This is a genomic window from Oxynema mangrovii CENA135 (genome assembly GCF_016632315.1).
Taxonomy (GTDB): domain Bacteria; phylum Cyanobacteriota; class Cyanobacteriia; order Cyanobacteriales; family Laspinemataceae; genus Oxynema; species Oxynema aestuarii.
Genome location: NZ_JAEOXH010000001.1, coordinates 2,167,457 through 2,190,224, shown reverse-complemented (window position 1 = coordinate 2,190,224; position 22,768 = coordinate 2,167,457). Strand labels below are relative to the sequence as shown.

At 54.3% G+C, this 22,768-nt stretch carries 19 protein-coding genes; 12 read left to right on the top strand and 7 right to left on the bottom strand.

Annotation, left to right across the window (positions count from 1 at the left end; genetic code table 11):
* Positions 1-116 precede the first annotated feature (116 nt).
* The 3 genes from JJD41_RS08650 to JJD41_RS08640 all read left to right on the top strand — a co-directional run bounded on the left by JJD41_RS08650 (position 117) and on the right by JJD41_RS08640 (position 3,754).
* Positions 117-1,331 (top strand): succinate--CoA ligase subunit beta, encoded by a 1,215-nt coding sequence (locus tag JJD41_RS08650; RefSeq protein ID WP_200665568.1) that lies wholly within the window; start codon positions 117-119, stop codon positions 1,329-1,331.
* Between the two features lie 53 nt (positions 1,332-1,384).
* Positions 1,385-2,314, top strand: coding sequence for a succinate--CoA ligase subunit alpha (locus JJD41_RS08645; protein ID WP_200665567.1), 930 nt, complete (start codon positions 1,385-1,387; stop codon positions 2,312-2,314).
* Positions 2,315-2,377: 63 nt separating this feature from the next.
* Positions 2,378-3,754 (top strand): ATP-binding protein, encoded by a 1,377-nt coding sequence (locus tag JJD41_RS08640; RefSeq protein ID WP_200665566.1) that lies wholly within the window; start codon positions 2,378-2,380, stop codon positions 3,752-3,754.
* Between the two features lie 198 nt (positions 3,755-3,952).
* On the opposite strand, the gene JJD41_RS08635 is transcribed toward JJD41_RS08640, so the two are convergent.
* The 4 genes from JJD41_RS08635 to JJD41_RS08620 all read right to left on the bottom strand — a co-directional run bounded on the left by JJD41_RS08635 (position 3,953) and on the right by JJD41_RS08620 (position 8,598).
* On the bottom strand, positions 3,953-4,393 hold the full coding sequence (locus tag JJD41_RS08635) for a GIY-YIG nuclease family protein (RefSeq protein ID WP_200665565.1): 441 nt from the start codon (positions 4,391-4,393) through the stop codon (positions 3,953-3,955).
* 131 nt (positions 4,394-4,524) lie between these two features.
* Entirely contained in the window at positions 4,525-6,306 is a 1,782-nt protein-coding gene (locus JJD41_RS08630; protein WP_200665564.1) for a ribonuclease J, read from the bottom strand.
* A gap of 164 nt (positions 6,307-6,470) precedes the next feature.
* Complete coding sequence (gene dapA, locus JJD41_RS08625; RefSeq protein ID WP_200665563.1) at positions 6,471-7,355, bottom strand: 4-hydroxy-tetrahydrodipicolinate synthase; 885 nt, start codon at positions 7,353-7,355, stop codon at positions 6,471-6,473.
* Between the two features lie 199 nt (positions 7,356-7,554).
* Positions 7,555-8,598 carry an aspartate-semialdehyde dehydrogenase gene (locus tag JJD41_RS08620; protein WP_200665562.1) on the bottom strand — a complete coding sequence of 348 codons (1,044 nt, stop codon included), beginning with the start codon at positions 8,596-8,598 and terminating at the stop codon, positions 7,555-7,557.
* An 854-nt stretch (positions 8,599-9,452) separates the two neighbouring features.
* Here JJD41_RS08620 and tig point away from each other — a divergent pair.
* The 4 genes from tig to JJD41_RS08600 all read left to right on the top strand — a co-directional run bounded on the left by tig (position 9,453) and on the right by JJD41_RS08600 (position 14,101).
* Entirely contained in the window at positions 9,453-10,859 is a 1,407-nt protein-coding gene (gene tig / locus JJD41_RS08615; protein WP_200667171.1) for a trigger factor, read from the top strand.
* A 257-nt stretch (positions 10,860-11,116) separates the two neighbouring features.
* Positions 11,117-11,800, top strand: a complete 684-nt coding sequence (gene clpP, locus JJD41_RS08610; protein ID WP_200665561.1) for an ATP-dependent Clp endopeptidase proteolytic subunit ClpP — start codon at positions 11,117-11,119, stop codon at positions 11,798-11,800.
* A gap of 14 nt (positions 11,801-11,814) precedes the next feature.
* Positions 11,815-13,155: an ATP-dependent protease ATP-binding subunit ClpX gene (gene clpX, locus JJD41_RS08605; RefSeq protein ID WP_168570184.1), complete on the top strand. Its 1,341-nt coding sequence runs from the start codon at positions 11,815-11,817 to the stop codon at positions 13,153-13,155.
* Positions 13,156-13,228: 73 nt separating this feature from the next.
* Entirely contained in the window at positions 13,229-14,101 is an 873-nt protein-coding gene (locus JJD41_RS08600; protein WP_200665560.1) for an alpha/beta fold hydrolase, read from the top strand.
* A gap of 297 nt (positions 14,102-14,398) precedes the next feature.
* On the opposite strand, the gene menD is transcribed toward JJD41_RS08600, so the two are convergent.
* Together menD and JJD41_RS08590 are read right to left on the bottom strand one after the other, a co-directional pair.
* Entirely contained in the window at positions 14,399-16,162 is a 1,764-nt protein-coding gene (menD, locus tag JJD41_RS08595) for a 2-succinyl-5-enolpyruvyl-6-hydroxy-3-cyclohexene-1-carboxylic-acid synthase (RefSeq protein WP_200665559.1), read from the bottom strand.
* Between the two features lie 103 nt (positions 16,163-16,265).
* Complete coding sequence (locus JJD41_RS08590; RefSeq protein ID WP_200665558.1) at positions 16,266-17,807, bottom strand: isochorismate synthase; 1,542 nt, start codon at positions 17,805-17,807, stop codon at positions 16,266-16,268.
* Positions 17,808-17,949: 142 nt separating this feature from the next.
* Here JJD41_RS08590 and JJD41_RS08585 point away from each other — a divergent pair, with 142 nt between their 5' ends.
* The 5 genes from JJD41_RS08585 to JJD41_RS08565 are packed head-to-tail and all read left to right on the top strand — an operon-like array spanning position 17,950 to position 22,381.
* Entirely contained in the window at positions 17,950-18,156 is a 207-nt protein-coding gene (locus JJD41_RS08585; RefSeq protein ID WP_200665557.1) for a hypothetical protein, read from the top strand.
* A complete protein-coding gene (gene menA, locus JJD41_RS08580) occupies positions 18,156-19,052 on the top strand; it encodes a 2-carboxy-1,4-naphthoquinone phytyltransferase (protein WP_200665556.1) in 897 nt (298 codons plus the stop codon). The genes JJD41_RS08585 and menA overlap by 1 nt, the downstream gene beginning before the upstream one ends.
* Positions 19,049-19,891 carry a 2-succinyl-6-hydroxy-2,4-cyclohexadiene-1-carboxylate synthase gene (gene menH / locus JJD41_RS08575; RefSeq protein ID WP_370583763.1) on the top strand — a complete coding sequence of 281 codons (843 nt, stop codon included), beginning with the start codon at positions 19,049-19,051 and terminating at the stop codon, positions 19,889-19,891. The genes menA and menH overlap by 4 nt, the downstream gene beginning before the upstream one ends.
* The gene (locus JJD41_RS08570; protein ID WP_200665555.1) at positions 19,875-20,903 is read left to right on the top strand and encodes an o-succinylbenzoate synthase; all 1,029 of its coding nucleotides are present in this window, start codon (positions 19,875-19,877) and stop codon (positions 20,901-20,903) included. Before menH ends, JJD41_RS08570 begins: the two co-directional genes overlap by 17 nt.
* On the top strand, positions 20,888-22,381 hold the full coding sequence (locus JJD41_RS08565) for a 2-succinylbenzoate--CoA ligase (protein WP_200665554.1): 1,494 nt from the start codon (positions 20,888-20,890) through the stop codon (positions 22,379-22,381). The genes JJD41_RS08570 and JJD41_RS08565 overlap by 16 nt, the downstream gene beginning before the upstream one ends.
* Here the strand turns inward: JJD41_RS08565 and JJD41_RS08560 are convergent.
* Positions 22,320-22,658, bottom strand: a complete 339-nt coding sequence (locus tag JJD41_RS08560; RefSeq protein WP_168570176.1) for a hypothetical protein — start codon at positions 22,656-22,658, stop codon at positions 22,320-22,322. The two genes, JJD41_RS08565 and JJD41_RS08560, sit on opposite strands and share 62 nt — an antisense overlap.
* Positions 22,659-22,768: the final 110 nt, after the last annotated feature.

The following is a 22,768-nucleotide window of genomic DNA, read 5'->3' as shown; positions in this document are numbered from 1 at the left end:
CGCAGGTGGACAACCCTCAGAGGCGATCGCCCGGCGGCTCCCCCAGGCACTCCCTCGGAGTCTTCGAGCGAGCCGTCGTCCTCAACTGATAGTCAAACTCAACGTTCCCCACACCTATGGACTTACTGGAGTACCAAGCTAAGGAATTATTTCGTGAAATCGGCATTCCCGTATTGCCCGGACAGAGAATCGATCGCCCCCAAGACCTCAAAGGTTTAAAAATTCCCTATCCGGTCGTACTCAAGTCCCAAGTCCGTGCCGGGGGACGCGGTAGAGTCGGAGGCATCAAGTTCGTCGCCAATACTATCGATGCCGTCGCCGCCGCTCACACTATCTTTCACCTGCCGATTACGGGCGAATATCCAGAAGTCTTGCTGGCTGAAGCCAAATACAATACGGACCGCGAACTTTATCTCGCCGTGGTTTTAGACCGCGAGGCGCGCCGTCCCGTCCTCTTAGGCTCCCGTCAAGGCGGGACGAGTACGGAATCGGCGATGGAAGACATGCAGCAAGTCGTGGTCGATCGCGAATTCTCACCTTTTTACGCTCGCCGTCTCACCCTCAAAATGGGTTGTTCCGGACCGCTCATTCAGTCGGTGAGCGAGATCGTCGAGAAAATGTACTATCTCTTTGTCGAGAAAGATTTGGATTTAGTCGAAATCAACCCCCTCGGAATCAGTCCGAGCGGGGAGGTGATGGCTCTCGACGGCAAAGTAACCGCCAACGATCGCGCCTTGAGTCGCCATCACGATCTGGCTCGCTTGATTTATAGTTCCTGTCGGACGCCGGAAAATGGCACCCCTTCGAGAAGCTTCGCGACGGGGATCCCCGGAGATCGCCAACCTTCCCCACCTTGGGACGATCTAAACTTAATTCCCCTCGACGGCAATATCGGCATTTTGTGTAATGGAGCCGGGTTGACGATGGCAACCCTCGATTTAGTCTGCGAGGCGGGGGGCAAACCTGCTAATTTCTTAAATTTGGGCGGAGAGTCCCGCTCGGAAGCGACTCCCGAACAAATTGCCGCTCGCGTCGAAAAAGGCTTGGCGTTAGTTTGTCAAGATAAAACCGTCAAAGCGGTTTTAGTCAACTTACTCGGGGGGATTGGCACCTGCGATCTCGTCGCCGAGGCGATCGCCAATTACCTCAAACGCATTTCCCGCCAAAATACCACGGCGACGAGTACGATTCGCCTGCCCAAATTAATCGTGCGCCTCATGGGTACACAGTTCGATCGCGCCCAGCAAATCTTGGATGAAGTCGAGGTGACCCTCGTCGAAAACTTAGACCGGGCCGTGGAACAGGTGGTCTCGGCAGCTCGCAAAGGTTAAACCCGATCGCGACACCCCCGATGGAGTGATTAATCGCCAGTATAGGAGCGGCAATGAATTTTACACCGGAAAGCAAAGTTCTCATTCAAGGAATTACCGAACCGATTGGCGCCACTTACGCGGCTTTGATGAAAAACTACGGCACGAATGTCATTGCCGGGATCAGTCCCGGTCGCAGCGGCGAACAGGTCGAAGAGATCGAGATCTTCGACATGGTAGAGCAAGCGGTCGGCAACCTCGGCGCGATCGATACGAGCGTGATTTTCGTGCCGCCTTACGACGTACTCGACGCGGCCCTGGAAGCGATGGCGGCGGGCATTCGCCAAATTATTATCGTCACCGAAGGAATGCCCCCCCTGGATATGGTTCACTTGGTCCGCCAAGCGGAGGCGACGGAAACTTTAATCGTCGGTCCGAATACTCCCGGGATTATCGTCCCCGGGAAAATCTTACTCGGAACCCACAAAAGTGATTTTTATACCCCCGGTTCGGTGGGGTTGCTCAGTCGCAGTGGGACGCTCACTTACGAAATCGCCTGGCAGTTGACCCAGGCGAAGTTGGGCCAGTCGATCGCCATCGGGATCGGCAGCGACGCGATCGTCGGTTCGTCTTTCGCCCAGTGGTTGCAAATTTTAGACGAAGATGAGGCGACGGAGGCGATCGTCCTCGTCGGCGAAATTGGCGGCAGCAGTGAAGAAACGGCAGCGCACTATATCGCCGAGGCGATCGACAAACCGACGATCGCCTACGTGGCAGGTCGTCACGCGCCCAAAGGCAAACGCCTCGGTCACGCGGGAGATATCATGGCGGCTCAACTCAGTGTCGGTCGCACTCACCAGGTCAGCCCCGTCGGCGCCGATCCGGATACGGCTCAAAGTAAAATTGCGGCGTTTAAAGCGGCGAATATCCCCGTGGCTCAGAGTCCCTCGGAAATTCCGGATTTGGTCAAAAAGGCTCTCAAACCCAGTCGTAAGAAAAAGTAACCGGAAGCGGCGATCCTCCTTTGTACTCGCCGAGCGATCGCCCCCCCGAAATGAGGTCGGATGATGGATTCTCCCACAAGCGCTACCATTCAATCCCTCGCCGTCGAAGCGGCTTCCTTGTTGGTTTACCGTTCGGTACTCGCCGGGCAAGAAGGTCGAGCCTTTGTCGAGTTACTGGAGGCGCTCCTCCTCTGGAGTCGCTTCGCGAACGCCCGCCATCTGGGCGAAGGAACGGGCAATCGGTCGGCGATCTCCTGTCTGCACGCCTACGGTAAATGGTTCGAGCTGTTGGCCGATCGCCGTCAGAGTTGGTCGGATTTTTTAATCGCCCAAATCTTGGCCGATGACAACCCCTTCAGCCGTCAGGTGCAACAGGTGGATCTCGATCGCCTCTCGCCGTCGTTAATTGAAGCGGTCAAGTACGATTTGGACGTTTTGCAGCACTTGGCTTCTTGTACGGGAGATCGGCTCAGTCACTGGGTTCGCGAAATTTCCGGACTCTCTACCCTTCCCGCTTTTTCCGAAGTCTCCGACGCGGACGCTCCCGATCTGGCGATCGGTCAATCCCCGATCCGCCAATTTCAACAGGCGCCTTCGTGGCGTCAACTGCTGCCCGAGGTTGCGGCTTTTTACCGTCACTCGGGAACGGGTCTGTTTGCCCGATATCGCGCCTTTACTTGGTACTCAGGCGCTTTGGTCGGCATCGCCCATCCCGATCCGGTCACCCTCTCGGAATTGGTCGGTTACGAACGCCCTCGGGAATTGTTACTCAAGAATACCGAGTTTCTGCTCGCCGGATTGCCCGCGTTAAATGTGTTGCTCTACGGCAGTCGCGGGACGGGAAAATCTTCTCTGGTGAAGGCGTTGGCGAACGCATACGCCGATCGCGGCTTGCGGTTGATTCAAGTGGCTAAATCGGAGTTGACGGATTTACCCGCGATCGTGGAACAGTTGCGCGATCTTCCCCAAAAGTTTGTCATTTTCGTGGACGACCTCTCGTTTGAAGAGGATGACGATGCTTTTAAGGCGCTTAAGGTCGTTCTCGAAGGCACGATTACTGCCCGTCCCCCGAATGTGGTGGTCTACGCGACCTCCAACCGCCGCCATCTCGTGCGCGAGTTTTTCGAGGAACGCCCGCGACCTAGTGCGGCGGATGAAGTTCACGCCTGGGATACGGTTCAGGAAAAGCTTTCGTTTAGCGATCGCTTCGGCTTGACCCTGACTTTCGAGCCTGCGAACCAGCAAGCGTATCTAGAGATCGTTCGCCATTTGGCCGATCGCGAACAGCTCGCGATCGACGATGAAGCTCTGGTCTTTCAAGCACTCCAGTGGGCGACTCGTCGCAACGGGCGATCGGGGCGCACGGCTCGCCATTTTATCGATTTTCTTAAATCGGAATTGACTCTGGGGCGTACCCCCGGTTCTACGGCACTCTCTTGACGGCGCGCTAAAAAAAGGAGGATTTTGCTTCGGGGAAAGCATTTTTGTGATATGCTTATATCATAATGGGAGTATGGGCATAACTAAAAAAATTGCAAATGCCCCCATTATAATATAAATAATACCAAAAAGCAGCCGCGCCGTCAATCGGTCAACCCCCCTTTTAAGGGGCAGTTTTTGTTAAGAAACATTAACTTTTCAAACCAAATCGTCATTAAAAATCGGGTGTAATTTTTCAATTAATCCCCGTTCCCACTGTTGCAACATTTCCGGGGGAATCGTACCGGGTAAAACAGGAAAACTGCGAATAATCACTTCAACTCCCATGGACTGAAGGCGAGTAAATAAAGGGAGTTGGTGATGAGACTTCCAACGCTGGCGGATGCTGGTATTAGCGACGCCGATATAGGCTAAGTTTTCTTGAGATTTGCCTTCGCAATCGTAGACAATGCAATCGATAAAATACAAACCGGGAAATTCCGGTAGAGGGATTTCTTCTTCACCGAGCCAGTGTTTTAACTCCAACGATTGCAAGTGACAGCGAGCCCAAGCATAGATTTCGCGCTCGCTGATTTGCTCGAATAACTGGGTCGAAGATAAAGAAATTAAAGAATTCGTATCGGTGAGATTTTTGGACATAATCAAGGGGCGATCGCGGTGGATTGACTGCGATCGCACCGATCGGGACGACCGACAGCACCGAGCTAGAGAGCGAACGGTAAATGGATCGACTGGATGGGGGTACAGATGAATGCCGTACCCCGACGCGATTAAGAAGCGACTTTAGCCGTCGATCGCGTGCGACGGCGTCCGGTTTTTGGGGAGTTGTTTGATTTCACCGGAGGTTGCTTTGGGGTTTGCATCAAGAACACCAGTAAAGGTTGTTGACGCAATTCGCGGCGTAACATCCGTTGCAATTCCCGTTCCAAATGATTTTTGAGACCGGACCAATCGACATCGACTTGACCGTCATCGTTAGTTTGGGCGAAATTCGACCAACGATCGCTGAGGGTATCTTCTAAGGTTTCCGCCACCCATTTTTGCAACAAATTGGGTTCGATGGTCGAGACGACCCCGCGCAAGTGAAGGGACGGTTCCATTTCCAGTTTGCCATTCCAGCCGATCGCCGTGGCGATCGTGACGACGCCATCTTCGGCGAGACGTTGGCGTTCTTTGAGTACGTCATCTTTAACCACCCCCGTGCGCGAAGAATCGACCAATTCGATGCCGGACGGCACGCGATCGACGACCCGAATACTCTCTTGGCTGAGGGAAACGACATCCCCATTATCGATAATGACCATATTTTCCGCCGGGATTCCCATACTTTGAGCGGTTTGGGAATGTTTGACCAACATGCGGTGTTCGCCGTGGACGGGTAAGAAGAACTTGGGACGGGTCAAGGCGATCATCAGTTTCTGGTCTTCCTGACAGCCGTGACCGGAGACGTGGATCCCTTGATGGCGACCGTAAATGACGTTGGCGCCTTGTTTCATCAACTTGTCGATCGTGTTGACGACGGCGATCGTATTGCCGGGAATCGGGTTGGCGGAGAAGACCACCGTATCTCCGGAACGGATTTTAATTTTACGATGTTCGCCGTTGGCAATGCGGCTGAGGGCAGCCATCGGTTCGCCTTGGGATCCCGTAGTTAGGATCAGCACTTTCTCGTCGGGAAGCTGGCGGATGGCGTGGAGGGGTTGGAATAAGTTATCTTCGCACTGAATGTAGCCCAAGTTGCGCGCGTGGGCGATCGCGTTGAGCATGGAGCGACCGACGACGGAGACGGTGCGATCGTGTTTTTTCGCCAGTTGCAGGAGAATATTGAGGCGGTGGACGGAAGAAGCGAAGGTCGTGACTAAGAGGCGACCGGGGGCTTCGGAAAAAATGCGATCCAAGTTGGGATACACCGACCGTTCCGAAGGGGTAAAGCCGGGAACTTCGGAATTGGTGGAGTCGGCGATCAGGCAGAGGACGCCTTTTTCGCCGTGTTCGGCGAGCTTTTGCAAGTCGTAGGTTTCGCCATCGACGGGGGTATGGTCGATCTTGAAGTCTCCGGTGTGAATGACGACGCCGACGGGGGTATGTAAGGCGACGGTGAAGCTATCGACGATCGAATGGGTGTTGCGGATGAATTCGATCAGAAAGGATTTGCCGATGCGGACGATTTCGCGGGGGAGAACGCTACGCAGTTCGGTGCGATCGCTGACCCCTGCTTCTTCGAGTTTGCCTTGCAGCAAGCTCATGGCAAAGCGAGGGCCGTAAATGACGGGAATGTCAAATTGTTTGAGGTGGAACGGGATCCCGCCGATGTGATCTTCGTGTCCGTGGGTGACGATCATTCCCTTAATTTTGTGGCGGTTTTCCCGCAGGTAGGTCATATCTGGCAGGACGATATTGACCCCGTGCATGTCGTCGGTGGGGAAGGCCAGACCTGCATCTAACAGGAGAATTTCGTCGTTGATTTCAAAGACGCAGGTATTTTTACCAATTTCATGCAATCCGCCTAGGGGAATGATTTTGAGGGCAGGTGAGGATCCGTTTTTACTCATGAGTTTGCTTTTAGATAGATAGCTTGTCAAGGATTAGAATTCAACCGAGGGTCAGTTCCCACGAGTGAGGGAACCCGGCACAGGCGGCGACGGGACGCCCCGACCGATGACAACTGACCGATAACGCTTGAAAATAGTGCAGTTGAGTGAAGTTGGGCGATCGCCTAGAGCAGATCGAGGTCTTCGAGAACGGGTTTGAGGGTGGCAATGACACTCTCGGAAGCTTCGCACAAGGGCAAGCGGGGAGAGCCGACGGGCCATCCTTGCAGGTGCAGTGCGGCTTTTAAGGGGATGGGATTGGTGGTTGCAAAGAGAGCTTTGAAGAGTCCAAAGAGTTTTAAATGAATGGCGATCGCCTCTTGAGTTTGGCCGTTTTCAAAGGCGCGAATCATTTGTTGCAATCGATCGCCGACGAGATGGGACGCGATGCTGACGACCCCCGATCCGCCGATGGAGAGTAAGGGGAGGGTCATGGAATCGTCGCCGGAATAGATGCAAAACTCCGGCGGGGTGAGTCGCCGGATCTCGCTGGCGCGATCGACGCTGCCACTGGCTTCTTTGACGGCGACGATATTGGGAATTTCCGCCAAGCGAGCCACGGTTTCGCTTTCGAGGTTGACCCCGGTGCGACCGGGGATGTTGTAGAGCATTATCGGCAAGTCGGGACAGCTTTGGGCGATCGCCTGAAAATGCCGATAGAGTCCTTCTTGGGGCGGTTTGTTGTAGTAGGGAACGACTTGCAGGGAACCGTCGAGGCCCAATTTGGCGGCCTGGGTGGTCGCTTCGATCGCCTCGCGGGTGGAATTAGATCCGGTGCCTGCCATCACTTTAGCTTTGCCACCGACGGCTTTTTTGACAACTTGGAACAGTTCGTATTCTTCGCTCCAGGTCAGGGTTGGCGATTCGCCTGTGGTGCCGCACACGACGATCGTATCGGTGCCGCGATCGGCCAAATGGGCGGCTAGTTTTTCGCTGACTTCGTAATTGACACTGCCGTCTTCTTTAAACGGCGTAATCATGGCGGTGAGAACTCGTCCGAAATTCACCACACTCTCCTAATCTAAACTCTTTCTGGTTAAAGGATTCCCGGTTTGGGGAAAGACTGGCGGCCCCGAGGGGGCGTAACGACCGTTGATGAGGGCGCGATCGCGCGCGCCTGTCGCGGCGAGCGCCTCGCCACCGTGCGGGCGGCTGTCTCGCCGTCGGCCAACCCCATTGGGATCCGCTCCGAGCGGTCGTTTCCGGTTTTCAGCTCGACACTGCAGCCGTGGCGGGCTGCAGCCAACTTTCTTTGACTAACAACTCGGCAATCTGCACGGCATTTAACGCCGCTCCCTTGCGAATTTGGTCGCCACTCAACCACAGTTCTAACCCGCAGGGATGGGACAGATCTTTGCGGATGCGTCCGACGAGGACTTCATCGCGTCCCGTCGCTTCCATCGGCATCGGGAAGTAGTTCGCTTGCCAATCTTCGACCAATCGGACTCCCGGCGATCGCGCGAGAATGTCTCGGGCTCGGTCGGGGTCGAACGGCTCGCTAAATTCCAAGTTGAGGCTTTCCGAATGAGCGCGCAACACCGGAACGCGGACGCAGGTCGCCGAGATTTGCATCTCGGGAGCGTCGAAGATTTTGCGCGTTTCGTTGACCATTTTCATTTCTTCCTCGCAGTAGCCGCGCTCGTCGAGGGCGGAGTTATGCGGGAATAAATTAAAGGCCAGGGGATAGGGGAACGCCTCGGCGGTCGGGGTTTCCCCGGCTAAAATAGCTCGGGCTTGGGCTTTGACTTCTTCCATCGCCCGTGCCCCCGCCCCACTCGCCGATTGATAGGTCGCCGCGACGATCCGTCGCACGGGCTGGACCTGGTGCAAAGGCCATACGGCCACTGACATTAAAATCGTCGTACAGTTGGGATTGGCAATGATGCCTCGGTGGGCGGCGGCGGCTTTAGGATTGACTTCCGGCACGACGAGCGGCACCGCAGGATCCATGCGAAAGGCGCTGGAATTATCGATGACCACGGCTCCGGCTGCTACCGCTTTCGCCGCCCAGGCTTTGGAGGTGGAGCCTCCCGCCGAAGCCAAGACGAGATCGATTCCTTTAAAGGCTTCCTCGGAGACGGCTTCGACTTCTAGCTGCTCCCCTTTGAACGGCAGGGTTTTTCCGGCTGAACGGGGAGAAGCCAATAATTTTAATTCGGCTAGGGGAAAGTTCCGACGGTCGAGCAGTTCGATTAACTCGGTTCCGACGGCTCCCGTCGCGCCCAAAATAGCCACTCGATAGGATTTCGACAAATTAATTTCCTCCTGTATTTACGTCGAGATTCGTTCGTTTGAGTATCAATAAAGGTGATTGTAATGAGTTCGGTAGTTTGCCCTTCCCTCGGGGATAGTTATCGGTTACTGTCAGTCCATTTCAGTCTAATTTCAGCTCGACCGCGACTCCCTGGGGCAGAACGCGCGCGGTGGGTTGGGAGGGCTGAGGAGAGGAGGGGGCAATCGGCTTGAGTGCGTTGGTTTTAAATAGAAGTTTTTCTTTACGATCGCCTCGCCTGAGTGAGGCGATCGGCCATTAAAAAACCGAATTACGTGTATCTTAACTCAAGATCGGGCACTGGCTTGAGGCGAGAGCGGCGATCGTCGCTTAGCACTTCGCCCGAACGCTAAGGAAGCGAGGCGAGGGAGGGGATTGCCCGTGTCGGCACGACCCGATCGCCCTTGCACCGAAGGCTTTAGATCGTTTAAGTCACTTAGCTTATCATACAAGGAGTGGACCTGCTTGCCCAATCGGACCCGCCGGAGGGAACGACGCCGAGGGAGTCTGCCGCGCGCCACTGGGGAGAAGACTCCCAGGGGTAACTGTTCGAGGGGTTGGCCAGGGCGAGAGCGTCCCCAACGGCGATGGCGCCGGGGAGTATGTCGAAAGTCGAATTGTCGGCGATCGGCTCACAATGGGCTAAGATCGTTATTTGCCCCCGACTTGACGACCGGACCAGTCGCCAGGGTTTGTGCAGCAAACCTGCTGGCTCGGCAATCCGGCTGGGAAATCGGCCATGGCCAACCCGGTCTTGAAGGTCTGGCGAAACGGCGATCGGGAGCAACATCACTTGCACCCATGTCAACCCTATCTATTTTCTGAACGAGATTCGATGAAAGTTACCCAGGAAAAACTCCCCGCCAGCAAAATTGGTTTGGAAATTGAAGTTTCCCCAGAAATGTCCAAGAACGCTTACGAGCAGGTGATTCGAGAATTCAGTCGCTCCGCTCGTATTCCTGGGTTTCGCCAAGGTAAAGTCCCCCGCCAGGTATTAGTTCAACGGTTGGGCGTCGGTCGCATCAAAGCAGCCGCCATTGAAGATTTGATTCAAAGCTCGTTGGAAAAGGCGATCGAACAAGAGAAAATCGAAGTCCTCGGCAACTTCCAACTGTTGAGTTCTTTTGAAGATCTACTCGGTCAATTCCAACCCGGTCAACCCCTGACGTTTTCCGCTTCCGTTGACGTCCCGCCGCAAGTCGAGGTCAAAGATTATGTCGGATTGTCTTTGCAAGCGGAAGAAGTCAAATCGCCGCCGGAACAAGTCGATAACTTTTTAGAAGAGCGTCGCAAGGAACAAGCAACCTTAATCCCCGTAGAAGATCGCCCCTCTCAACTCGGCGATATTGCGGTGGTGGATTATCGCGGCGAATTTGTCAGCGAGGGAGAATCGGTTCCCATTCCCGGCGGCGAAGCAGAAGACTTTCAAGTGGAACTGTTAGAAGAGCGGTTTATCCCCGGGTTTATTCAAGGAATCGTCGGCATGAATATCGGCGACACCCGCGAAATTGTCGTCAACTTTCCGGAAGATTATGCGAGTGAAGAATTAGCCGGAAAAGAAGCGAAATTTCAGGTCGAGCTCAAGGATCTCAAAGAAAGAGAATTACCGGAATTAGATGACGATTTCGCCCAAGCGGTCAGCGAGTTTCAAACCCTCGCCGAACTGCGCGAATCGATCGCCTCGCGCTACGCCAAACAAGCAGAAGATAAGACGAAATCGAACAAAGAAGCAGCTTTGTTGGCCGAACTCGTCAACCATGTCGAAGTGGATCTTCCCGAAACGTCGATCGATCGCGAAATCGATCGGATGCTGCAGCAAACGGCAATCCAGTTAAGCAATTACGGACTCGATATCAAACAGCTTTATACTCAAGAGAACCTGCCGCGACTGCGCGAACAATCCCGTCCGGAGGCGATCGAAAAGCTGAAACAGTCCCTCGGTTTAAAAGAAATCGCCCAGCGAGAATCGATCGAGGTGTCGGCAGAAGAAATCAACGCCCGCCTCGAAGAGATTAAAGAACAGATCCCGGAAAATGCCGACCCCCAGCGCGTGCGCGACTTTCTCGGCGAAGAACTGCTCAAAGAAAAAGCGACGGACTGGCTGTTAGAACGCGCTCAAATCGAACTGGTTCCCGAAGGAACCCTCTCGACTCCCGAAGGGGAAGAGGAAACCCCCGAAACGTCCGCCCCCGGGGAAGAAGAAGCGGTGAAAACCGAATCGGAAACCGCGAGCGAGTCGTAATCGAAGCGGAGGGGATCGACGGATAGCGCAGGCGTCCCCTCGCTTTTGGAAACCCTCACGGCGCCCGGCGAGGCGATCGCGAAGCAACCCCGAAGAAGTATCGCCGCCGCTCAATTTTTTCATTTTTCCTGAATTTTCCACCACTGTCGGGTGAGCTGGGGCATAATGGGGGTAGATCAGACGTACTATGTTGGCGTAAGCCATAGGAGTTTGGCTTGAGATTCGATCGCTCGACTACAGGCAATTACTCAGATTCTATGCTTGTATCCCAGTCCCATTGTCCGATCGCCAGTTTCAGTTCCTTGGAGGTTTACTCCACCAGTACGGGAGTGATTCCGATGGTGGTAGAACAATCCGGGATGGGCGAGCGGGGCTTTGATATTTACTCCCGACTCCTACGCGAGCGGATTATCTTTTTAGGAACCCCCATCGACGACAGTGTCGCCGATTCGATTGTCGCCCAACTGCTCTATCTCGATTCCGAAGATCCGGAAAAAGAGATCCAGCTTTACATCAACTCTCCCGGGGGTTCGGTTACCGCCGGAATGGCGATTTACGATACCATGCAGCAAATTCGTCCGGAGATCGTGACCATTTGCTACGGTTTAGCCGCTAGTATGGGGGCATTCTTACTCGCGGCAGGCACGGCGGGAAAACGTTTGTCCCTCCCGAGCTCTAGAATCATGATCCACCAACCCCTCGGTGGGGCTCAGGGGCAAGCGATTGATATTGAAATTCAAGCCAAAGAAATTCTCTATCACAAGCGGACTTTAAATGAATTGCTAGCCCGTCATACGGGTCAACCGTTTGACAAGATCGAATTCGATACCGATCGCGACTTCTTCATGTCCGCGCAAGAAGCACAAGAGTACGGTCTAATTGACAACGTTATCGATAAGCCGGGTCTTCCGAAATCGGGAGAGGCTGTTACCGCACGCTAAGTAAGAGGCTGTCTATGTCTAAGTACGACTCCCATCTGAAATGTTCCTTTTGCGGCAAGTCTCAGGAGCAGGTGCGAAAATTAATAGCTGGTCCGGGAGTCTATATCTGCGACGAATGCGTTGACCTGTGTAACGAAATTTTAGACGAAGAGCTATTTGAGTCGGGCACCGCAGCACCCCAACCAGTCCCCCGAACGGAACAACCGCCCAAACGGCGGGCCCGCTCGGCTAACTTGTCTTTAAATCAAATTCCCAAGCCGAAAGAGATTAAAAAATATCTCGACGATCACGTCATCGGTCAGGATGAAGCCAAAAAAGTTCTCTCCGTCGCCGTTTACAACCACTACAAGCGCTTGAGCTTTACTCAGGCAAAACAGTCGGGCAAAGTGGCGGCTGACGATCCGGTAGAACTGCAAAAATCCAACATTCTCTTGATCGGTCCGACGGGATGCGGCAAAACCCTGTTAGCGCAAACCCTCGCCGATATCCTCGACGTTCCCTTTGCCGTCGCCGACGCCACGACCCTCACCGAAGCGGGTTACGTCGGCGAAGATGTGGAAAATATCTTGCTGCGCCTCCTGCAAGTGGCCGACCTCGATGTAGAAGAAGCTCAACGGGGCATTATCTATATCGACGAAATCGACAAAATCGCGCGCAAGAGCGAAAACCCCTCGATTACCCGAGATGTCTCCGGAGAAGGGGTCCAGCAAGCGTTGCTCAAAATGCTCGAAGGTACGGTCGCGAACGTTCCCCCGCAAGGCGGACGCAAGCATCCGTATCAAGACTGCATCCAGATCGACACGAGTAATATCCTGTTTATCTGTGGTGGAGCCTTTGTCGGGTTAGAAAAAACGATCGAGCAGCGAATCGGTAAAAAATCCATGGGCTTCGTGCAGCCGGGAGATACCGCCTCCAAGGAAAAACGAGCGTCAGATGCGATCAAGCAGTTGCAACCGGACGACTTGGTGAAGTACGGGATGATTCCCGAGTTTATCGGTCGGATTCCGGTAATTGCAGTGGTCGATCCCCTCGACGAAGACGCGCTGACGGAGATTTTGACCGAACCGCGTAACGCACTGGTCAAGCAATATCAAAAACTCATGAAGATGGACAACGTTCATCTGGAGTTCAAGCAAGATGCGATTCGGGCGATCGCCCAAGAAGCGTACCGCCGCAAAACTGGAGCGCGGGCCTTACGCGGCATTGTCGAGGAACTGATGCTCGATGTCATGTACGAGCTGCCCTCGCGCAAAGATGTGACGCGCTGTTTCATCACTCGCGAGATGGTCGAAAAACGCTCGACTGCCGAACTGCTCTTACATCCGTCTTCCCTGCCGAAACCGGAATCGGCTTGACGGCGATCGGGTTAAGCCGCGCGCCGCGCGTGCTGCGTTGCCCTCTAGATGCTCACGATCTCAAGCGGTCAGGATGCCCTACATTCAAGTTCGGGGTGTCGAACACTATTACGAGTGGATCGGCACCGATCGCCCTACGGGGTCGAAACCCGTGATGGTCTTCATTCACGGCTGGGGAGGTTCGTCCCGATACTGGGAAAGTACCGCACGAGCCTTGGCCGATCGTTTTGATTGCCTGCTGTACGACTTGCGCGGCTTCGGGCGATCGCTTCCTCTTACTGCGGCGGAGTCCTCGGAGACGATCCTCGCCGACGCCCGGGCGCAACTCGAAGCATTATACGATTTAGAGACCTACGCCGAAGATCTCGCCGGATTGCTCGACGCACTCGGCTTGGATCGCGTCGATCTCAACTCCCACTCGATGGGGGCTTCCATCGCTACCCTCTTTCTCAACCGCTACGGCGATCGCGTCGGACGTGCCATCCTTACCTGTAGCGGCATTTTCGAGTACGACGAACCTGCTTTTAGTGCCTTTCATAAATGGGGCGGCCAGGTGGTCAAATTTCGCCCGCTTTGGTTGGCTAAAATTCCGTTCGTCGATCGCCTGTTCATGGCTCGCTTTCTGCATCGATCGATTCCCAAAGCCTTACAGCGCGCCTTTTTAGAAGATTTTTTGATCGCCGATTACGAAGCCGCTCTCGGTACGATCTACACGTCGGTTTCTAAAAAAGCCACCGAAGTGATGCCCCGCGAATTTGCCCGCCTGCAAGTTCCCGTGTTGCTCGTCGCCGGACAGTACGATCGGATCATTCCCGCCGCGATGGGTCGAGAAGCCGCCAATTTGAGCGATCGCATCGATTTTGTCGAAATCTCCAAAACCGCTCACTTTCCCATGCTCGAAGATCCTCAGACCTACTTACAACGAGTGACTGAGTTTTTAGCTTAAATTTAGCTTAAATCGCGCTTCCCGACTGAAACCGGATGGTTTTGCGATTTTGTAATAAAAATTAACCTTTTCGCGCGGCATTTTGGCGGGTAGGCTCTGGCTTTTTTGTTGAAGGTTTGGTATTATTTTTTATATAATGGGAATCTGTGAAATTTTAAATTTTTTGTCAAAATTACCATTATACAAAAGACATTGTAGCAGAAAAAATCGCCGCGCGCTACCCCTTTTTTAAGCGGCGCGCGGCGATTGAATAAAAACTTAACAATTGGCCAAAAATTGCGAAACAAACGAAAGCAATTAAAGGAATAGGTCGCTCAAACAATCGCGACGCCAGAGGGTATCGTGACGGCGATCGGTCCGAACTTCGAGCAAGCGAATTCCCCGATCCGGCAACGAATGCAAAAGCGCTTCCAATTGCGTCCAAGTTGCGATCGCCTGGTATTCGATACCGTAAGCGGCACAGAGTTGGCCGAAGTCCACCGCTTGCGGCGTGGCGAAAAAGGTTTCAAACGGCGGGTCGAATTGGGCGATCGGTAACATTTCAAAAATACCGCCCCCGTTGTTGTTGATTAAAATCACCGTCAGATGACCGACGAACTGACGGGAGATTAACAAACCGTTGGTATCGTGTAAAAACGCCAAATCCCCGGTGAGTAAAACCCCCGGGCGATCGCGGTGACAAATGCCCAACGCCGTCGATAACGTACCGTCAATGCCATTGGCTCCACGATTGACAAAGGGGCGAACGTGACGATTTCCCGGGGACCAAAACCATTCGAGATCGCGCACGGGCATACTGTTGGCAATAAACAAGGGCGTTGCGGGGGGCAGCACTTGAGAAAGCAACCACGCCGCTTTCGGTTCGATCGCCGCATCCAGAGCAGCGATCGTCTCGTCCAGACGCGATCGCCCTTGCCGTTCTAAATCCAACCAGGTTTTGAGATAAGCAGAAGGAAGCGGCGGGGTGGAAGCGGGAGACCGACGCGCCGCCAAAGCTTCGATCGCCGTCGGTAAGTGAACCGCGCGATCGTGGAGGGGATTGAGATTGCGATCGCCCGGATCGACGATCCAGTGCTGCGCCTGCGCACTCGCCAACCAACTGCGTAGGACTTTACTCGTGGGAAGCGGTCCGATTTGGACGACCATCTCCGGTTTGAGGCGATCGGCGTGGGTCGGATGGCGTAAAATCGGGTCGTAAGTCGAAATTAAATAAGGATTTAAGCGGGCAAAATTGCGAAGTGGAGATAGAGCTTCCGCGAGAACGGGCCATCCCAACGTTTGAGATAAAATGGCGATCGCCTCGCAGTAGCGTTGGGGGTCCGGCGGTTGCGCCACCCCGGCGACGATCGCCCCGCGATCGCAAGGCTGCCATTGAGACAGAACCGATGCGATCGCCACGTCCGACAACTCCCACTGGGGACATTGCGGCGGACGGATCGAAGCAAAAAAGCCCTCGGCGTCAAAATCGGGAGCCAACGCTGCCGCTTCCGGTTGAGGTAAGGGGGCCAGGGGGTCGCGAAAGGGAAGATTGAGGTGAACCGGACCGGGAACGGGAAACAGGGTATGGCGCCAAGCGCGAATGGCAGTTTCGCGTAAATATTGCAAGAGGGAGCGATCGAGAGACGGCGTGGCTAACTCGGCATACCAGTTCGGATAATCGCCGTAAAACTTGACTTGATCGATCGCCTGTCCCGCATGACAGTCGCGCAATTCCGGGGGGCGATCGGCAGTGAGAACGAGCAAGGGAACTCGACTTTCGCGCGCTTCGATCGCCGCCGGATAGAAATTGGCGCCCGCCGTTCCCGAAGTACAGACTAAAGCCGTGGCGATCGCGCTTTGTTTGGCCAAACCGAGGGCAAAAAAAGCCGCCGATCGCTCGTCGAGGACGGGAATCGATTCAATTCCGGGATGGCGGGTAAAGGCGATCGTCAGTGGGGTCGATCGCGAACCGGGACAAAGGATGGCGCGTCGCAATCCCGATCTCCACAAGGTCTCGACCAAAATCGACGCCCACACGGTATTCGTATTGCGAAAATCGATAAGGGGTTGAGAAGGTTGCATGGAGAGATAGGGAATTTTAGATTTTAGATTTTAGATTTTAGATTGGGGAACGGGGAGTGGCGACCCTCCTCCCCCCGGCCTCGTGCCTCTTGCCTTCTGCCTCTCATAGCAACGCCTTCAACAACGCTTGCAACTTCAGTTGAATTTCTGCTAATTCCTTATCTGGATCCGATCCGGCGACGATTCCGGCGCCTGCGTAGAGACGGGCGCGATCGCCTGGATCTGGGTTCGTAGAGGGGTTAAAAGCAGGGGATTGGCGTTGTTCGCGAAAGGACTCCGTTCGCGAAGCCTCTCCAAAAGAGAAAGAAGTATCGCCGTGAATCCAGGCGGAACGGATCCCGACGATAAATTCGGCGTTACCGCGATCGTCCACCCAACCCAAGGGGGCCGCATAGAGTCCGCGATCGAAGCATTCGTAATGACGAATTTGTTCGCAGGCGGTCTGTTGGGGAGATCCGGCGACGGCGGGGGTCGGGTGGAGGCGGGCTAAAATTTCGAGGGGATGGACGTTGGCGGGAACTTCGGTGCGAATCGGAGTCCATAAATGCTGGATGTTGGACAGTTGCAGTAAGTGAGGGACGAGGGGAATGGCGCGGTTGTTGGCGACATTCAAGCCCAACTGTTGCAAACATTCGGTGATGAAGTCAATGACCAAACGATGTTCGTGTCGTTCTTTTTCGCTATTCAAAAGCGCTTGGGCGAGGGCTTCATCTTCGCGGGGGGTTCGACCGCGCGGGGCCGATCCGGCGAGGGCGTCGGTGACGAGTTGACCGTTGCGGATGCCGAGTAAGCGTTCGGGACTGGCGCCGATAAAGCGATCGCCGCGACCGTTCCCGGTGGCAAAAATATAGCAATCGGGATAGAGTGCGGATAAATTTTGTAAAGAATGGACGAGATTAAAAGGAGTTTTTAAAGTGACGTCGATCGCGTGGGCCAAGACAATTTTATGAAACTGGCGATCGCCAATGGCATCGATGGCGGCGATCGCCGATTCTTTGAAATTGCGTAATTGTTCGATGGAGAACTTTTTAAACCCATTTAAACGGTGAAGCGGTTCGAATTGACGCAGACCGTTGGAGGGAATATGGATAATATTTTGATAATCTTGCCAAACCCTTTCCGAGAGGCGATCGAGATCGTCGTCGGACTGCAGACAAGTATTGATCGCTAAAAAACAACGGTTTTGAGACCGAGAAATTTGCCAGCGCGGCAGAAAGGCGCGGGCGGCAGGAAAGGGGGAAGATTCGGAAGACGGATCGTCAAAAAAGGTAAAGCTACAAAAGAAATGCAATCCACTAAAGGGGGGATCGAGAAGACCCGTAGCGATCGTATTTTTTTGAGACGATCGCACGAACTCGCGGACGAGATCGAAGCGATCTTTCCCTCGGCTGACTTCAAACTCCACTGCCGAATCGATGGCGGCGATCGCCTCTTGTTCGCCGCCATTTTCCAAATAAAAATAGAGTCTCGAAGGTCGGGCGAGGGCCTGTAGAATCGCGAGGGGGTCTAGAGGCGGAACTTCAAGGGAAATACTCGCAATTTGGGGACATTGTTTTTCGACGGCGACCTGCTGACAAGTGGCGAGGAACCGATAGAGTTCCCGGCGATCTTGCAAGAGATTGGCATCGGAGGGTACAACTGGCATGGAAAAATTTAGCAGATGTTGAGTGCGGGGGCGAGGGCGTCCCCTATCGCTTCGCGATTCGATTCGACGGTCGTTCGCGAAGCGGCTCTTTCGGAGGAACGGGAAACGACCCGAGGGCATCTCCCTTCTCTCTATCTAAGCATTGCCACGCACGCCGCACACGCCATCGGGCGAATTTGGCAGCGAGGCGATCGCCGATCGCCTGCGGCATCGCTATAGCCTTGGGCAGGGTTCCGGCGGGTCCCCCGCATCCGGGCAACCCCTTGCCGGGTTAACGAGCCGGGGCGATCGAACCTTCCGTATTGTAGAATTATTGGGCTGGCTGGACGTGCAAATTAAGGATGTTTGATGACTACGCGGACTATCGAGCGATCGAACGCTAAATTATGGCTGGCCGCCATCAAGCCCCCCATGTATAGCGTGGCGATCGTGCCGATTTGGGTGGGGACGGCAGTCGCCTTTTACGAAACATCTGTCCTCGACTGGGTAACCTTTTCCATTTTTATAAGTTCGGCAATTTTAATCCTCGCTTGGGAAAATCTGAGTAACGACGTCTTCGACTCGGAGACGGGAATCGATAAAAACAAAGCTCATTCTCTCGTAAATTTAACGGGTAATAAATCGTTAATTTTTTGGTTGGCGAATCTTTGCCTGACTCTCGGAATCTCGGGAGTTTTGGCGATTTGCTGGTGGCAACGAGACTGGACGGTTTTAGGATTAATTTTAACCTGCTGCTTTTTAGGATATTGCTACCAAGGGCCGCCATTCCGTCTCGGCTATCAAGGATTAGGTGAATTCTTGTGCTTTTTTGCGTTTGGCCCGGTCGGGATGTCGGCGGCGTACTACAGCCAAACTCAGACGTGGTCGAGTTTGAACCTGTGGGTGTCCGTCGTCGTCGGCATGGCGACGACCTTAATCCTATTTTGCTCCCATTTCCACCAAGTAGACGACGATCTGGCGGCGGGGAAGCGATCGCCGATCGTCCGGATGGGGACGGCGACGGGGGCGAAACTGATCCCGATCTTCTGCGGGACCTGCCTGGGATTGACCGCCGTATGGGTCGCCGTGGGGCTGTTTCCGGCGTGGACGTTGCTCAGTTTTGCCGGATTGCCTGCGGCGGTGGAACTGTGCCGCCACGTGGGCACCTATCACGATCGCCCCGATCTCGTCAGTAACTGCAAATTTATCGCCGTCAATTTTCATTTTTGGTCTTGTTTGCTCTTAGGAGTCGGGTTCGTGCTGTGAACGGCAGCAGGACATCGAATCAGACCTTTCCCTACCATTTTCACGCCACGATCGCCGGACCATCCGACCGTCCGACCTTAGTGCTGCTGCACGGCTTTATGGGAAATGGGGAGAATTTTCGAGAGGCGATCGCCGTCTTGGGCGATCGCTTCCGGACGATCGCCGTCGATCTGCCCGGACACGGCCAAACTCGGGTATTCGGAGGCCGACGACATTACACGATCGCCGAGACCGCCCGAGGTTTGGTAAGCTGGCTCGATCGCCGAACCATCAAACAATGCTTTCTGTACGGCTATTCAATGGGCGGTCGCCTCGCCTTATACCTCGCCGTCCATTATCCCGATCGCTTCCCCAAAGTGGTGCTGGAGTCCGCCTCGCCGGGATTGAAAACCGCCGCCGAACGATCGCGACGGCGCCAGCGAGATCGGGCCTTAGCCGCCCAACTCGAAACCGTCGAACTCTCCAGCTTTTTAACCGATTGGTACCGTCAGCCCCTGTTCGCATCCTTGCGATCGCATCCGGACTTTCCCCGCTTGTTGGCGGCGCGATCGCGCAATTCCCCCGCAGAACTCGCCACCTGCTTGCGCTACATGGGAACGGGCAATCAACCGTCATTATGGCCGCATTTAGCAGATTGCGGGGCTTCCCTCCTGTTGCTCGTGGGGGAGTGCGATGATAAATTTGTAGCCATCAATCGGGAAATGGCGCGATCGTGTCCGGTTGCTCGGTTGGCGATCGTGCCGAATGCAGGTCATACCGTGCATTTTGAAAACCTGAGAGACTGGACGACCGCCGTGGTGCGATTTTTGTCTCCAGAAGTAGATGCGCTACCAATTTGAATTTCGTCCCTACCGTCGCCCGTTCAAACATCCCCTAACCACCCCCCACGGAACCTGGGAAGTCCGTGAAGGGATTATCGTGCGCCTCACCGACGATCGCGGCAAAGTCGGCTATGGAGAAATTGCCCCGGTTCCCTGGTTCGGGTCGGAAACCCTGGCAGACGCCTCGAGCTTTTGCGAACAACTCGGTCGCGAGATCGGGCCGGAAATCATTTTCTCGATCCCGCCTCGCTTGACGGCCTGTCAGTTCGCGATCGAATCGGCGTGGGAAATTGTCAGTACGCAACCGTCGGCGATCGCCGTCCAACCGGAATTAGGATTTGAAGCCGTCCCCTACCATCACCTCACCTATAGCGGTTTGCTACCCGCCGGGGCCGGGGCGGCGATCGCCCGTCAAATCCTCTGGAAACAAGGCTATCGGACGTTTAAATGGAAAATCGGCGTCGCGCCGATCGAAGCCGAACTTAAAAGCTTTCAACAACTGGTGCGATCGCTGCGCGATAGTTTCCTCCAAGAAACCGCCTTATTGCGCCTCGACGCCAACGGCGCCTTAACTTACGACCAAGCCTGTCGCTGGCTGGAAACCTGCGAACGTCTCGGCGAGATCGAGCATCTCCCCCTCAAAATCGAATTTCTCGAACAACCCCTCGCCGTCGGCGACCTCGACGAGATGCTGCAATTAGCCGATCGCTTCGCCATTCCCCTCGCCTTAGACGAATCCGTCGCCGGACTCTCCCAACTGCGCCAAGTTTACCGAGAAGGTTGGCGCGGCATTTTCGTGATTAAACCGTGCATCGCCGGGTCGCCGTCGGAATTGCGCCAATTTTGCCAAACTCAGGAGATCGACGCCGTCTTTTCCTCGGTATTTGAAACCCAGGTCGGACGACAGGCGGCGCTCAAAATTGCCGCCGAATTGCAAAATCCGGGCGGTCGCGCCGTCGGTTTCGGCGTCACCCACTGGTTTGAGGACGGTGAGGAAGTCTCGATCGATCGCTTATGGACCGACCTCTAAGCGCACTGTTCACCCGCTTCTCTTCCTGGCTCGACGCCGATGGTCTCCAGGTCGGCGATCGCCGCGCCTGCCCGATTTTACACCAGCAATTCGAGGCCAAACTCGCCGAACTCGACGCGGTGGCGCCCCAAACGGTCATTTTTCTGGCCGAACGCGACCCCGTCGCCTTTCTCGCCGGATTACTCGCCGCGATCGCCCGAAACTGCCCGGTTTTCCTCTGCAATCCCCACTGGCAACCCCCAGAATGGCAGCAACTCTTTAACGCCATCCGCCCCGATCTCATCTGGGGAGACATTCCAGCCATTCCCGCTCACTCCCCGTCTCCTTTTCCCAAATTTACTCTCCCACGGACCGAAACTCCGTGCATCTTGATTCCCACCGGGGGATCTTCGGGAAAAATTCGCTTCGCCATTCATACTGTACGAACTTTAACCGCTTCCGTTCGCGGGTTTTGCGAATACTTCGATCGCGATCGCGTCAATAGTTTTTGCGTTTTACCCCTGTATCACGTCAGTGGTTTAATGCAATTTTGGCGATCGCTTCTCACCGGGGGAAACTTGGCAATTTTTCCCTCTTATAAAGCCATCCCCCAACAAATTCCGCCCAATTTTAACCCGTCAAACTATTTTATTTCTCTCGTTCCCACGCAATTGCAACGCTTGTTCTCCCTTCCCCAAGCGGCAGCATATTTAGCTCGCTTTGAAGTCGTTCTTCTCGGTGGAGCCCCTGCCTGGTCGGACTTATTCGCCACGGCAAGAACCCTGAACATTCCCCTCGCGCCGACCTATGGCATGACCGAAACCGCCTCTGGGGTCGTTACCTTAAAACCGGAAGACTTTTTAGCGGGAAATAACAGTAGCGGTCGCGTTCTACCCCATGCAAGGCTCAAAATTTGTACGCCGACGGGAGAAAGGTTAAAACCGGGAGAAATTGGCGTCGTGGCGATCGCGGCAAAATCCCTCGCTTTGGGGTATTTTCCAGAAAGCGAGGGAAACGCATCCAATCAATTTGACCTCAATTTTTTCAATTCCGACGACTTGGGATATATTGACGCTCGCGGATATTTGCAAATCGTCGGACGCAATAGCGATAAGATTATTACTGGAGGCGAAAACGTGTTTCCCGCAGAAGTGGAAGCGGCGATCCGCGCCACGGGATTAGTCAAAGATGTCTGCGCGATCGCCCTGAGCGATCGCGATTGGGGTGAGGCGATCGCCGCCGTTTACGTCCCCGGTTCTCGCGACATTTCCTCCGAGCAGCTTTCACGGGCTTTAGAGGGAAATTTAGCCCCGTTCAAGTGTCCGAAATATTGGTGGGCGATCGAGCAATTACCTCGCAACGATCGCGGTAAACTGAACCGAGAGCAGTTGCAACAACAATTATCAGAAAAAATGCAAAAATTAACCGCAAGTGCTACTATTTTTCAGGCACCGCGTGGGGAAACTCCTGGCGGTAAACTTGCTCCCAAAGATAGCTGACGTAAGAAACTGTCGCCGCGATAATATGACCGTCGTAAGCAATATCTGCCGCCGTTCGATCTAAAATGCGAACGTCAATCGGATTGAGTCGTTGGCGTCGGCGAGTCGATGCTAATAACCAGGTGATTTGAAACATCGTTTCCGGCGCAACGGTTGTATTCGGATTCGACCAAGCGAGGGATAAGGGATGGTTCGCGTTGAAACTATTTATAGATTCGGTTCGATCCCAATAGCCTAATTTGCGAATCTGCTCGTAAAAAACTGTCTCCAAAGTCATAATGGGGTGGGTTATTGAGTAAAAATCACTAGCACGAGCTAGCAAAAAGACTTGTTTTCTTAATTATTTCTAAATTATCTCTTAACATTCCTTTAGAAAGTATGAATTTT